The organism is Armatimonas sp. (assembly GCF_043757465.1).
In the GTDB taxonomy this organism is placed as follows: domain Bacteria; phylum Armatimonadota; class Armatimonadia; order Armatimonadales; family Armatimonadaceae; genus Armatimonas.
The window spans coordinates 1-13,393 of sequence record NZ_JAYVPL010000005.1; the positions used below are offsets into that span (position 1 = coordinate 1).

General features: G+C 59.3%; 13 protein-coding genes. 5 read left to right on the forward strand and 8 right to left on the reverse strand.

Annotation, left to right across the window (positions count from 1 at the left end):
* Positions 1-91 precede the first annotated feature (91 nt).
* The 4 genes from ACH2ED_RS00650 to msrB all read right to left on the reverse strand — a co-directional run bounded on the left by ACH2ED_RS00650 (position 92) and on the right by msrB (position 5,397).
* The gene (locus ACH2ED_RS00650; protein ID WP_395088208.1) at positions 92-1,594 is read right to left on the reverse strand and encodes an Nramp family divalent metal transporter; all 1,503 of its coding nucleotides are present in this window, start codon (positions 1,592-1,594) and stop codon (positions 92-94) included.
* A 14-nt stretch (positions 1,595-1,608) separates the two neighbouring features.
* On the reverse strand, positions 1,609-4,320 hold the full coding sequence (locus tag ACH2ED_RS00655) for a DUF1553 domain-containing protein (protein ID WP_395088210.1): 2,712 nt from the start codon (positions 4,318-4,320) through the stop codon (positions 1,609-1,611).
* A gap of 103 nt (positions 4,321-4,423) precedes the next feature.
* Positions 4,424-4,999: a GNAT family N-acetyltransferase gene (locus ACH2ED_RS00660; RefSeq protein WP_395088212.1), complete on the reverse strand. Its 576-nt coding sequence runs from the start codon at positions 4,997-4,999 to the stop codon at positions 4,424-4,426.
* A complete protein-coding gene (gene msrB, locus ACH2ED_RS00665; RefSeq protein WP_395088214.1) occupies positions 4,996-5,397 on the reverse strand; it encodes a peptide-methionine (R)-S-oxide reductase MsrB in 402 nt (133 codons plus the stop codon). Before msrB ends, ACH2ED_RS00660 begins: the two co-directional genes overlap by 4 nt.
* 45 nt (positions 5,398-5,442) lie before the next feature.
* Here msrB and surE point away from each other — a divergent pair, with 45 nt between their 5' ends.
* Positions 5,443-6,210 carry a 5'/3'-nucleotidase SurE gene (gene surE, locus ACH2ED_RS00670; protein ID WP_395088216.1) on the forward strand — a complete coding sequence of 256 codons (768 nt, stop codon included), beginning with the start codon at positions 5,443-5,445 and terminating at the stop codon, positions 6,208-6,210.
* Position 6,211: 1 nt separating this feature from the next.
* On the opposite strand, the gene ACH2ED_RS00675 is transcribed toward surE, so the two are convergent.
* From ACH2ED_RS00675 to ACH2ED_RS00685, 3 genes are read right to left on the reverse strand one after another with little or no spacing between them, the layout of a single operon-like run.
* Positions 6,212-6,892, reverse strand: coding sequence for an NfeD family protein (locus tag ACH2ED_RS00675; RefSeq protein ID WP_395088218.1), 681 nt, complete (start codon positions 6,890-6,892; stop codon positions 6,212-6,214).
* The gene (locus ACH2ED_RS00680; protein WP_395088220.1) at positions 6,893-7,207 is read right to left on the reverse strand and encodes a hypothetical protein; all 315 of its coding nucleotides are present in this window, start codon (positions 7,205-7,207) and stop codon (positions 6,893-6,895) included.
* Between the two features lie 14 nt (positions 7,208-7,221).
* Positions 7,222-7,893 (reverse strand): RNA polymerase sigma factor, encoded by a 672-nt coding sequence (locus tag ACH2ED_RS00685; protein WP_395088222.1) that lies wholly within the window; start codon positions 7,891-7,893, stop codon positions 7,222-7,224.
* 194 nt (positions 7,894-8,087) lie between these two features.
* Between ACH2ED_RS00685 and ACH2ED_RS00690 the strand changes: the two genes are divergently transcribed.
* From ACH2ED_RS00690 to ACH2ED_RS00700, 3 genes are all read left to right on the forward strand, one after another.
* The gene (locus ACH2ED_RS00690; protein WP_395088223.1) at positions 8,088-8,360 is read left to right on the forward strand and encodes a ferrous iron transport protein A; all 273 of its coding nucleotides are present in this window, start codon (positions 8,088-8,090) and stop codon (positions 8,358-8,360) included.
* Positions 8,357-10,462, forward strand: a complete 2,106-nt coding sequence (feoB, locus tag ACH2ED_RS00695; RefSeq protein WP_395088225.1) for a ferrous iron transport protein B — start codon at positions 8,357-8,359, stop codon at positions 10,460-10,462. The genes ACH2ED_RS00690 and feoB overlap by 4 nt, the downstream gene beginning before the upstream one ends.
* A gap of 210 nt (positions 10,463-10,672) precedes the next feature.
* The gene (locus ACH2ED_RS00700; RefSeq protein WP_395088227.1) at positions 10,673-11,059 is read left to right on the forward strand and encodes a VOC family protein; all 387 of its coding nucleotides are present in this window, start codon (positions 10,673-10,675) and stop codon (positions 11,057-11,059) included.
* A 78-nt stretch (positions 11,060-11,137) separates the two neighbouring features.
* Here the strand turns inward: ACH2ED_RS00700 and ACH2ED_RS00705 are convergent, their stop codons facing one another.
* Positions 11,138-12,943 (reverse strand): ABC-F family ATP-binding cassette domain-containing protein, encoded by a 1,806-nt coding sequence (locus tag ACH2ED_RS00705; RefSeq protein WP_395088229.1) that lies wholly within the window; start codon positions 12,941-12,943, stop codon positions 11,138-11,140.
* Positions 12,944-12,992: 49 nt separating this feature from the next.
* Between ACH2ED_RS00705 and cdd the strand changes: the two genes are divergently transcribed.
* Positions 12,993-13,382 (forward strand): cytidine deaminase, encoded by a 390-nt coding sequence (gene cdd, locus ACH2ED_RS00710; protein ID WP_395088231.1) that lies wholly within the window; start codon positions 12,993-12,995, stop codon positions 13,380-13,382.
* The last annotated feature ends 11 nt before the right edge of the window (positions 13,383-13,393 follow it).

A 13,393-nucleotide genomic window follows, 5' to 3' on the forward strand; every position in this document is an offset into this window, starting at 1 on the left:
CATCTGATTTTTCGGGGAGAGAGTTTTGGGTTTTCATAACTCCCTCCATAGCAATTTTGGTTCCATTGGCAAAAAAAGTTACGGGACAAGATTAGCGTAAGAGCGGCAGTATCTTCTGATTCACCACTAAGCCAAACATCACCAGAAAGAACGTGATGGAGAGAATCAGCAGGGCTTGCTTGAGCGGCGTGGGGTGCAGTGAGCGCGGCAGGAAGCGCCGATTGACAATGAGTGCATGGATCATCGTGATCGCAATCGAGAGGTTTGCCAAGCTCCCTCCGATTACCATCATCTTGCTCGCGGAGAGTCCCGGGATCGCGAAGGCAATCAAGCCGTAAGTCACATAGGCCGCTGCAATCGAGTAGTAGACCCGGTTGGCCTTGTGCGTGTCTAGCTTGCGTGCCCAGTCCGTGCCAGACCAGATCACATCGGTCCACTTGCGCGCCGTGGCATCAATCACGTAGAACTGGCCGGGGATCAGAATGACGAGAGCACAGAGCAGAATCACCGTCCCCACGAGCGGCCCGCGCACCGCTCCGATGTCTTGTGCCAGCGCTGCTGCCCACCGCCACTGGTCGCTACCGTCTACATTACCGATCTTCAGATACTGGGCACCGAGTAGGCACGGCAGAAGCACCCCGATAATCGCACCCGTTGCCCAGAGCAGCCACTGGTCAATGAGCAAGTACTTAAACCAGCCCGCGAAGCGCCGTGTTGTCTCCGGGCCAGGCCGACAGATCACGCCGATATGTTGCAGTGTGAGGTCGTGGTCGCCGGTCGCGGAGGCAATCACTCCCACTTTACTGCCCATCCCCCAGCCTTTCTCCCGGACAAAGTTACTCACCATGAGGTTGCCCAGCCCCCCCACCCCTGCAAAGCCCGCGAGACCGGCCACAATGCTCCAGTCAATATCGGGCTGGCCGCTGACATCCCGGGGGATTCGGGTGAAGTCCACCATGCCCCCAACTACCCGCAGCCAGGTGTCGCCCGAGACAAAAAAGATCGAGCAGGCTGTCATGCACACCAACAGAAAGATCAGCTTCCCAGTAACCACCACTTGCACAGTATCGAAGATCTTCTTGCCAAAGAGCGAGAGCGCCGCACAGGAGAGAAAGACAATGTAGCTCACAAGACGCACCGTATCAACGGGAATTGGGTCATTGGGGCCGAGGCGCAGCCAGGCGACAACCAGCACTTGGGCGGAGAGCCCAGCGAGCGTGGGAAACCAGCCAGCAAATTCCAATAAAATATAGAACCCGATCCAGAACTTGGGGCCGGGTTTGCAGCGCAGAAAGCCCGTCATGATCGGCTCGCCTGTACAGAGCGTGTAGCGCATCACCTCGGTGTTGAGCATGACCTGCGCGAGAATGGAAAGCAGCGCCACCCAGAGGAGTGCCCCCTGGTAGCGCGCCGCCACCTGCGGTCCCATGATGAGCTCGCCTGTACCAATCGCGCCGCCCGCCAGCACCAGACCTGGGCCAACAAGCTTCAGCAGATTCTTAAACGTAAAAGGCTGTGGCTCCGGGAGCTCGTCCACTTTCCACGCCGGCAGACACCCCGGATCGGGGACTTCTTCGTCACGAATATCACTCATGCGGTTGACTTTTTTTACTCTACGTACAAAAACTCGTTGGCGGCAAGCAGAGTCTGGCACCAGGCGGCCCAGGCGCGCTCGACAGGCACCACTTGTGCGGCGCGGGACAGGAAGCGCTTGGCCGTACTGATCTCACCGGGAAGCGGCAGGCGCTGGAAAGCCCGCTGGTAGGCCGCGCGGATCTTAGCGTCGTCACTATCACTGGTCAAGGATTTTTCGAAGGCTTGTGCCTGCGCCATCACCAGTGGACTGTTAAGTAGGTAGAGTGCCTGCGGCGAGACGGTGGTCGTGAAGCGCTTGGCATTGACCATGCTCGGATCGCCAAAGTCGAAAGTACCAAAGAAATCATAGACGGCGTTACGGATTACGGGGAGGTAGATCGCACGGCGCGGGGCATCGTACTGGGCTTTATTGGCCGACTGGTCGTTGGTGACATAGTCGTAGTTCTTACTGGTGAGCAGTGTGCCGCCCATAGTGGTATCCAGCGTCCCCGCAACAAAGAGCAGGCTATCGCGTAGCGGCTCGGCGTCTAACCGTCGCCGATTCTGTCGCCAGAGAAGCTTGTTCTCGATATCCTTTTTCTTCCCCACGGGATCGGAGTAGCGGCTCGTGCGCTGGTACGTGTCGGTGAGCACGATGCGCCGGATGAGCTGCTTCATGCTCCAGTGATCGTCCTCCACAAACGAGACCGCGAGATAGTCGAGCAGCTCAGGGTTGCTGGGCTTGTCGCCGCGTAGGCCCCAGTTGTCCGCAGTTCCGACCAGTCCGTCCCCAAAGAGCTTCTGCCAAACCCGGTTCACGGCCACTCGCGCTGTCAGAGGATGCTCAGGCCGCGTCAGCCAGAAAGCCAGCTCTTTTCGACCGCTCGCTTTGGGCTGCTCCAGCGGCTGGCGCGTGCCACCACAGAGAACCGACGGAAACCCGCGCTCGACCACATCGCCCAGAGTCTGGGTATCGCCTCGGATATGCACTTTGACATCCTCGATCTTGGTTGCCTCGCTCACGCACATCACACTGGACCCCGCAGGCTTTTTCGCTTCCAGTACCTTAAGCGCCTCTTGCGCCGTCTTGAGCGATTTTTCCGCACCGGAGAGATCCGGGTCGGCCCCCGAACCATTGGCAGGAATGAGTGCAATGCGCGAGAAGTGCGGGATGGCTCCGTTGCGTTCTATACGAACGGTGCACCGCCCAGGCTCCAGCGGCGCCACGCCCGCCGACTCCCAGCGCTGGTCTTCCTCTTGCCAGCCTCCGGTCACGCTCGCAGCGATCTTTTTACCGACGTTTTTACCAGCAACACTCAGCACCACGGGCCGTGATTCCTCGGCGGCGTAACGCAGGTAGATCTTATAGCGTCCCGCTGTCGGCACCGTAAAGTCCCACTCCGCCACGCTCGGGGAGCCATCGCTGTTGATACTCTTGGGGCCGTAGTTCTCTTTGCCCAGATGCTCCCCGCGCACAAACGCCGACGCGTCCGCGAGAAGTGCCTTACCGGTGCCATTGAGTGCCTTGTCGAGCTGTATTTTCGCCTCGTCCACTGCCTGCTTCGCCGGGCCTGATACCCTGTCATACGCCGCTTGCTCCACCTTCATATTCGGGTTGGAAAGAGGGCGCTCGTACCACTTCGCGACCGTGTTCAGGGTCTCCATCGTGCGGGTGGACTTGAAAATCCCCGCTAGGGCGTAGTAGTCTTTGGTGGCGATAGGATCGAATTTATGATCGTGGCAGCGGGCGCACGCAACCGTCAGCCCAATAACGGACTTGGTCACCACCTCGATCTGCTCGTCCACAATATCCATCACCATTTTCTCTTTATCAGGCTCCGCCAGCACTTTGGGGCCGAGCACCAGGTAGCCCGTCGCTGTCAGCCGGCTCGCGTCTTCATCCTCATTGCCCGTGCGCAAGAGATCCCCGGCAATTTGCTGCTGTATAAACTGGTTGTAGGGAAGATCCCGGTTCAACGCCCCGATCACCCAGTCGCGATAGCGCCAGGCGTTGGCATGCGCGGTGTTCTCGTCGAGGCCGTTGGAGTCGGCGTAGCGTGCTACATCTAGCCAGTGCCGTCCCCAGCGCTCTCCAAAGAATTTTGAAGCGAGAAGCCGATCTACTTGCTTGGCGTAGGCATCAGGCGCTGTGTCCGCCAGAAAGCTCGCCATCTCACCAGGCGTGGGAGGAAGGCCGATCAGATCGAAGCTCACACGGCGCAAAAGAGTACGTTTGTCGGCTTGTGGCCCGGGCGTGATTCCCTTTTTGTAGAGCGCACCCAGCACAAACGCATCAATGCCACTTTTCCCCACTGGCGGCTCCAGGGGGCGTGTGGGCACGATAAACGACCAGTGTTTACCAATTCCTGCCCTTTCTCCCTGCCCCACGGGAGAGGTCACAGGCCAGCCCGCACCGTCTTTGACCCACTGCGCGATATTGCCAATCTCGGTATCAGACAGCTTGCCACTCGGCGGCATCACGGGCTTTGCGCCCTCGCCACGCATCCGGCGCAGTGCGTCTTGTGCCTTCGCCACGGAGATCGGCTTGCTCAAGTCTAGCCCAGCCTGCGGCGATTTCCCACTATGGCAGATGCCACACTTTGCAAGGAGCAAAGGCCGCACTTTAGCCTCAAAGTGCGCTGATTGTGCGGGCGTGAGCTTCGTGATTTCAGGATTAGACTGAGCGAGCGCAAAGCCCATCAGGCCCAGCGCAGGAATGGCGGCGGCAAGCAGTGACAACTTCATGGTGCTATTATAGCCTCAATGAGACGCTTAATGTTGGTTCTTCCCAGCGGCGACCTCAAACGCAATGGCAAACTCGCATCACTGATTTTGCGGAAGCTGGACTTTACCCCCGCCTGAGAGCCCAGTTCGTCAGCCCTGGCGCAATTGTCTTCTCCTCTTTGACAACAAAGCCCCGACGCGTATAAAAACGAACATTTTGCTCAGTCTGGGTTTCCAAATAGACTGGGAGCCCTTTGGCCTCCGCGCGCATAACGCCCTGCTCGAGAAGCGCACTTCCAATTCCCTTTCCGTGCGCGGCGGGCTCCACGGCAAGAAAGAAGAGATACCAATGCTTCTCTGGCGCGTGCGTTGTGTGCATCTGTGTGAGGACGCGGTCTATTTTTAGCAGCCCGGGCAGCGCCCAACCGAGCTCCAGAGCGAGCTGAGCAAACCCCGTCTGGAGCATGCGTGGGAAGGTCAAGTACTCCGTGCCCGGCGGCAGCCAGAGCGCAACTCCTGCACCCTCCGCAGCAATATCATGGGCACCGAAGCGCAACGTATAGTTGATGGCCGCACGGTGTAGCGCCATCGCGGCACGAGCACGGCGCTTTTCCTCGCTCAGGAGAGAGCCGAGGATGGGGTCGGTATCAAAAGCACGATCCAGTACCGCAACCAGTGCGCTTGTTTCCTCCGGGGTCATTTTTTCGGTGCGAAGTTCAGACAGACCGAATTAATGCAGTACCGCTCGCCCGTTGGAGTCTGGGGCGCATCGGGAAAGACATGCCCCAGATGCGAGTGGCAACCCGCACAGAGTACTTCTACCCGCCGCATTCCGAGGGTGTTGTCCTCGTGCCGGATAATGCGATCCTGCTCCAGGGAGTCAAAGAACGACGGCCACCCGCAGCCGCTCTCAAACTTAGTGGTGGAGTCAAAAAGAGGTGCACCGCACGCCGCGCAGGCATAGACCCCCTCGCCTTTGTGATTCCAGAACTCGCCCGTAAATGCTCGCTCCGTCCCCGCTTGCCGAAGCACTTTGTACTGCTCCGGTGTTAGTTGTGCCCGCCACTCGTCTTCTGTTTTCTCAATTTTATCCATCATGCGCTTATAATACCCGGCTCTGAGGTTCGGGTATACTTGCTCGTTATGGCTCTGCGTATTCTTCTTTCCAACGATGATGGTATTTTTGCCCCTGGCATTCTCTCGCTCAAGAAAGCGCTGGATGCGGAAGGCTATCAAGTGACGGTCTGTGCACCGGACCGTCCGCGCTCCGCGGCCAGTCATGCGATCACGCTCCACAAGCCCCTTAGAGCTGTTGAGACGCGCCTACCCGATGGCAGTATCGGTTGGGCAGTCTCTGGGACGCCTGCGGACTGTGCGCTGCTGGGGCTGGATGCGATCTGCGCGGAGAGCGGTGTGGATCTGGTGATCTCCGGCATCAACCACGGGCCGAATCTCGGCTGGGACGTCATCTACTCCGGCACCGTCGCCGCCGCAATGGAGGCCGTGATTCTGGGCTTTCCCGCCATCGCCGTCTCCACCACAAGCTTTGGCCCCGATCTGCACTACGACACGGCAGCACGCTTTATTGCGCGTGACTTAGTGCCTAAAGTGGTCGCCCATGGCCTGCCGCGCAACTCCCTGCTCAATGTCAATGTGCCGGACTTGCCAGAAGACCAGATTAAGGGCGTGAAAATCGCCAGCAAGAGCGAGCGGCGCTACAAAGATCGGATGGAGAAGCGCCTCGACCCACGCGGCGGCGCATACTACTGGCTGGGTGGTCTGCCCAGCGACGAGCCCGCCCCCGAAGGCACCGACAGTGCGGTAACGGCTGAGGGCTACATCGCCGTGACGCCGCTTCATTTGGATATGACATCCTATAGTCTGCTCGAAGAAATGAAAGCCTGGTTCTAGGCTACGCCCCTACAAGAGCGGCGATGGGATCAACGACGATCCTATCGCCGATAATCTCGGTGATCTTAACTTCGACACCGGGCTCCAGAAAATCGCCCTCGGTCACCACAGTGAGCTGGCGGCCTTCAATGACAACAACGCCCACGGGCCGGAGCGGTGTGGCAACCTGGCCGCGCTTGCCGATCCAGTCTTGCGTCAGATCGGGAACGAACTCCGCACCAGCGGACTGGGCATAGAGCTCGCGGCCAAGCTGCTTCCACACGGGAGATTTGGGCAGATAGGCAAGAAAAGTAACAATCGAGAAGACTGTCACCGTGGCGGCGGCAGCGAGTGAGAAGCCGTTGCTGGCGTGCTTTGGCCCATCGCTCAACGACAGATAGATCCCCCCGAAGACAAATCCGAAGCCCACAAAGGCGGCGATCCCACGGCCCGGCAACAAATGGGTCTCGATGAGCAGCAGCGCGACGCCGCCGATCAACACCGCAACCCCCACCCCACTGACGGCATGGGCGAGCAGAACCAGCGCGAAGCAGACCACGCTCAGGTTACCCGTCAGCCCCCAAGTGAGAGGTGTGAGCATCTCATGAAAAAGCAGCAGGCAGGCCGCCACGAGCAGCAATATCGTCACCCAAGGCTGCGCGATAAATGTCTCCGCTTGCGACCACCATGGCAGAACTCCCACCTAGCCCTCCCCCCCCGAGGAAACGGCTTCCGGCATGACATACCGACGCATCTTGGTCTCGGTGTTTAGAGCCACGGCTTGCGTGAAGAGGATCGCTCCGAAGGCGAAGTTCGAGAGAAACCGGGCGCAACGAAAGCGCCACCTCGCAAATATCCCCATACGCTCTTCGAGCTGAAACTGCACCAGCTTGGGTTCCAGCTCAGGCCAGACATCTAGTACCGGCTCACGCTGGGGGAGCCGATGCAGTAGCTGAAGAACCTCAGACAGTTCCTGAAAGTCGGCGAGCGTTTCGTTATCCAGTTGCTTACTGTTCATAATATCCCTGTCGTTCATCGTCCGATCCCCCCGTCGAGCAGTGCGAGGTGTGGCTGAAAGCGTTTTTTGAAAACTTGACGTGCCCGGTGAATCTTAGACTTCACATTCACTATCGAAAGTTGCGTCACCTGCGAAATTTCATCGTAACTAAGCTGTTCAAAATCTCTCAGTATTAAAAGCATTCTCGGTTCCGCGGGAAGTGTTGCTAAGACCTCGTCCACCACACGCTGTAGCTCACGCACCTCGGTAATGCGAGCGACATTCATGGTCTCATCCACCGGCTCGTTGCCCGGGTGATCATCTTGTGCTTCTTCCAACGAACCTTCAGACAGGACATTTTTATGGCGCAGATGGTTCAGACACGTGTGCCGGGCAATCGTGTAGAGCCAGGTGGAGAACTTGGCATCCCCCCGAAAGCTCTTAACGGACTTGAAGGCCCGCAGAAAGACTTCCTGCGTAATATCGTAGGCCTCCTCACCGCGTACCATGCGTGTGATCATGTTAAAGATCGGGGTCTGGTACTTACGAAAGAGCTGCTCGAATGCTGCCAGCTCACCGGCAACGACCCGGCGAACCAAGGCGGCATCCGGATCGGGTGCCCGTAGTAGTGTCCCACCCGCTCCCGCCGTAACGGTAGGAGCCAGTGCCTGTGCTTTCGTGCTTCTTAACACCTGAATCGTATCCATCTCCCCTCCCTACCCGAGGTGGCTGATTCCTTCGGACACGTGAGTGGCACACAGGTTGCACTTAATCTTAAAAAAGTCGCACTTCCCCGACAAAAAATATCGGCGACTTTTTTAGTCGGAGGCATTGCTCCTCCCGCAACCATCTGATACATTGTACTGGTCTCTGAGGCGTTTGGCGCATGCAAAAAGAGAAAATGATAGAAACAGCCTGTCCGGCAACCGAAGAAGTGTGCAGCCTCTGCTGCCTGCAACAAGGGCGCAGTGGTCGCGTCCTGAGTGTCAGCGGCGCGAACCGCTGCCGCCTCATGGAGCTAGGCTTCACCAGCGGTGCAGAAGTGAAAGTCGCACGAAAGGCTGCCTTCGGTGGCCCCATCGAGATCGAGCTACGCTCGTATCGGCTTTCTCTGCGTCGTGAAGAAGCCGAAGGTATCCGCGTCGGCGTGGAACCTGATACGCACCACACGTGAGCAAGACTGTCGCGCTGGTGGGCAATCCTAACAGCGGCAAGACCACCCTCTTTAACGCGCTGACGGGTCTCCATCAGAAAGTCGGCAACTATCCCGGCATCACTGTCGAGCGCAAAGAGGGCACACTGACCTTGCTCGATGGTGCTTCGGTCACATTAATTGATCTCCCCGGGCTCTACTCCCTGACACCACAGTCGCCCGATGAGCAGATCGCCCGTGATATTCTTCTGGGGTACCGAACGGACACTGCCCAGCCAGAAGTCATTGTCAATGTAGTAGATGCCTCGAACTTAGAGCGTAATCTCTACCTCACCAGCCAGCTTGCCGATCTGGGCCTGCCGCTGGTTGTTGCTCTCACTATGGGCGATACAGCAGCCCGGCGCGGTGTTGCCGTTGATGCCGATGCGCTTTCCCGTGAGCTGGGTCTTCCGGTCATCCCTCTCCATGCCGCCAGCCGTGCCGGGCTAGGAGAGCTGCGTGCCGTCCTCGCATCGCCTCCCCCTGCTCCGCCTGTGCGCCGCTGGCAGCTCCCCACCAGTGTTGAGGAAGAAGCGAAAGAGCTCGCCGGGCTTCTGGTCCAGCAGCACCAGCTCGCTCCCGAGACTGCGTTTTCCGAGGCGGTCTTACTGCTGGGCACACCCGTCGCTCCCAAGACCACGCGCTGGAGCCCCGAGATCCTCGCGCACCTGCACGGCGATCACGAGCGCCTCACCCGCGAGGGCCACGACACCACAACAGCGATAGCCGAGGCCCGCTATGGGGAGATCAATCGGATCGTGGAGCACGCCGTGCGCCGCGCGGAAACACCTCCCACCACAAAAACAGAGCGTCTGGACCGTCTCTTTCTGCATAAGTTCTGGGGCTACGCGATCTTTCTGGGCATTCTCGCGATTCTCTTCCAGGCAATGTTTACCTGGGCGGAGATTCCCAAGGGCTGGCTGGAAGCCGCAATTGCGGCCCTCGCACGTGGGATTCAGGCAGTGATGCCCGCAGGCTCGTTGCGCGATCTTATCACCGAGGGCATGCTCAGCGGGGTCGGCACCACGATCACTTTTTTGCCACAGATTCTCCTGCTCTTTTTGTTCATCATGATCCTGGAAGACACCGGCTACCTCGCCCGCGCCGCGTTTCTGATGGACCGCCTCATGAGCCGCGTCGGGCTGCACGGCAAGTCCTTTATCCCACTGCTCTCCAGCTACGCCTGCGCTATTCCCGGCATTCTCGCCACCCGCACGATTGAGTCGCACAAAGCCCGCCTTCTGACAATTCTCGTCGCGCCACTGATGAGCTGCTCGGCCCGACTGCCCGTTTATTCTTTACTCATCGCGGCGTTTATCCCGAAAACCACACTCGTCGGCTTTCACCTTGGCACGCGCTCGTTCGCACTGCTCACGCTCCAAGGCGCGACACTTTTCTCGATGTACGCCCTCGGAACGCTAGCCACGTTTCTCATGGCGGCACTCTTCCATAAAACTTTGCTGCGGGGCGAGGCTCCCGCCTTCTTGCTGGAGCTGCCGCCCTACCGCAAGCCCATCTGGCGCACGCTCGGGTTTCGTTTGGGTGAGACGGCCTTGCAGTTCGTGCAGCGCGCCGGAACGGTGATTTTAGCGCTCTCCACACTCCTCTGGTTTCTGGCAAGCTACCCCAAGGCCGCGCCGGAGACCCCAAAATCCGTGGCGCTGGCGAGCTCGTACGCGGGAAAACTCGGCCATGTCATCGAGCCCCTCATCGCACCGCTGGGCTTTGACTGGAAGATGGGAGTGGGCGTGGTGGCGTCGTTTGCGGCCCGGGAGGTCTTTGTCTCGACCATGGCGATCCTCTACCAGGCCGAGAGCGACGATGAAGAGGAGCAGGCAAAGACCCTGAAGGATCGGTTGAGCGCGGAGAAGCGCCCTGATGGGTCGCCTGCCTACACGCCGCTCGTGGCAATCTGCCTGATGGTGTTCTACGTACTGGCGATGCAGTGTATTAGCACACTTGCCGTGGTGAAGCGCGAGACCAACTCCTGGAAGTGGCCGCTGTTTCAGCTCGCCTACATGACGTTCTTAGCGTGGTTTGTCACGTTTATTGTCCATCTCATCGGAAAGGCTATGGGGTACTAAAGATGCAGGAAGTTTTCGTCCATCTACTCGTTCTCAGCGCCACCCTCTATCTCGCTCGCCGAGGCTGGACACGCCTAAAATCCGGCACTGGCGGAAACTGTCCCGGCTGCAAAGGCTGCGGCAAAGTCGAAATACAACCACAAAAATTAATTCAACTCAGTACAATTCCAAGAAGGAAACCACCGATCACTTAGCGAACAAGTGTTTATCATGGCAACACCCAGCGCAATTGGAATCGTGGTTTCGGATATGAAGAAAGCGCTGGCTTTCTACCGCCTACTGGGGCTTGAGATCCCCGAGCCTGCTGAGGGCGAGGATCATGTGGGAATTACCCTGCCCGGTGGCATGCAGCTCATGTGGGACACGGAGGAGCTGATCAAGTCCTTCGATCCCGACTGGACACGGCCTATCGGCACCCGGGTCGGGCTGGGTTTCGAGTGCACTTCCCCTGCCGAGGTAAATGCCCTCCACGCCCAGGCCATCGCAGCGGGGTACGAGAGCCACAAAGACCCGTGGGATGCCTTCTGGGACCAGCGCTACGCCCAGCTCCGCGACCCCGACGGCACCGTGGTGGACCTATTTGCGGCGACCCCCTAACCCCCGCCCGGCGGGGCGACAAAGAGGAATGGGAATCCTTACATTCCCCCCGCCGGGCGGGGGTTAGGGGGGGTGGATCTATTTGCGGCTCTCTAGCGCTTCCCAGCGGGCGTAGAGGCGCTCGACGGTCGTTTTGGCCTGGGGCAGCTCCTCGTTCCAGAGTTTCTGAAGCGCGGCGGCATTGGTGGCGGTGGCGGGGTCGTGCATGCGGGCCTCAATATCCGCCACTTTCTGCTCAGCCGTGTGGATCGTCTCTTCCATCTTGGAGAGCTCCCGGCGCTCGTTGGTGGTGAGAGCGATACGCGGAGCCGTCACAACGGGCACGGACTTGGCGGCTTTTGGCGTTTTCGGAGCAGCAGCGGCGGCAATTTCTGCACGGCGGCTCTCGGTGTACTGGGTGTAGTCGGCGAAGAAATTTGGGGCACCCTCACCGAGCACGAGCACCTGGTTGCAGACTTTATCCAGCACAAATCTATCGTGGCTGACCAGAATCAAAGCCCCCGGGAAGCTCTCCATACCCTCTTCGAGCGAGCCTAGCGACGCGAGATCCAAGTCGTTGGTGGGCTCGTCGAGGATGAGCAGATCGGCGGGCTGGAGCATGAGCTTGGCAATCGCCAGACGCGCCTGCTCGCCACCGGAGAGTGTCGAGACTCTTGAGCCAAGCTGGTCTTCGCGGAAGCCAAACTTCTTGGCCCAGCCCGTGACATGGATCGTGCTCTCACGGTAGCTGATCACATCCGAGGCGGGCGAGAGCGACTCGCGCAGTGTGAGGTTTCTATCCAGTCCATCGCGGTTCTGGGAGAAAAAGACAGTGCGTAGGCCATTGGCGCGCTTGACTGTCCCGGTATCCGCTTCCAGCGTGCCCATCAACAGCCGCAGAAGTGTCGTCTTACCACTCCCGTTCACCCCCACAAGCCCGAGCTTCAGCCCTGGCGAGAGCACGAGATCCAGGCCCGCGAAAAGCGCACGGCCCCCGAGTGTCTTGGAGAGATTCTTGGCAACCAGTAGCTCTTTGGTCTGTCTGCCCGAGGCGCTGAAGCCACTCTCCATCGCGAGTTTTTCCACGTTGCGCCGCTTGACCGAGTCCAGCTCGACAAAGAGCTCACCCGCGTCCTCAATGCGCCCCTTGGCCTTGGTGGAGCGGGCGCGTGCCCCCCGGCGAAGCCACGCGAGCTCCACCTTGGCCGTAGACTCCAGCGAGTCCTGCCGTCGTCCGAGCGCGATGAGGTAGGCCGCCTTCGCCTCTAAAAAATCAGAGTAACCGCCTTTCACCGAGAGAAACCCCTCCGCGTAGGCAGAATTAAGATCCATCAAGCGCGTCGTGGTGTTTTCCAGAAAGTACCTATCGTGGGTAATGACCACAAAAGCGAAGGCCGGATTCTCCAAAATGCCTTCGAGCCACTCGACACCTTGAAGGTCCAGGTGGTTGGTCGGCTCATCGAGAAAGAGCACGTCGGGCTCACGCAGAAGCTGCTGAACAATCGCCAAGCGCTTTTTCCAGCCGCCGGAGAGCTGCGCCGCTTGCTGGCTCCGATCTGGAAAGCCCCCCTGTGCGAGCGCAATCTCGACGCTGATCGCCTTCTCGGTCTCATCCAGGTGCATGCCCGCCAGTGCGGAGAACAGTGCCTGTTCAACTGTTTGCTCCCCTTCGAAGGCCTCGTCCTGTGCGACATAGCCGATTTGCAGCCCACGTCGCATCGAGAGTGTCCCGCCGCTCAGTTGCCCTATTCCCGCGAGTGCCTTGAGCAGAGTGGACTTCCCCGTGCCATTGGGGCCGATCAGCCCCAGTCGCTCGCCGTCCTCGATCCCAAATGTGAGCCCTGTAAAGAGCGTCCGGCCCGCGCTCCGAGCCTCGATTGCCTGTGCAGATAAAAGTGTCGCCATACCAAGCCAGCAGTGTATCGCACTTTGGAAGGGCGGTAGAATAAGAGTGATGACCACGGCGCTAATCTCTCTTGCCCTTCATGCCCGGGAAAATGCCTATGCCCCCTACTCCAACTACGGTGTCGGGGCAGCGGTTTCCACAGACATAGGTGTGTTTTCAGGCTGCAACGTCGAGAACGCCAGCTATGGGCTCTGCAACTGCGCCGAACGCACCGCCATCTTCTCGGCAGTGGCAGCGGGTGCGCGCACGATCACGGCGGTTGTGGTGGCCACGCGCGACGGTGGTTCGCCGTGCGGGGCATGCCGCCAAGTCCTCGCCGAGTTCGCCGAGCCAGACTGCCCCGTGGTCTGTGTCAATGAAACGGGATACGTCATTTTTCAGACAACGGTCGGGGCGCTCCTGCCCGCTGCCTTCACGCCACGGAACCTCACTCGCTAGCGCGCAGTCCC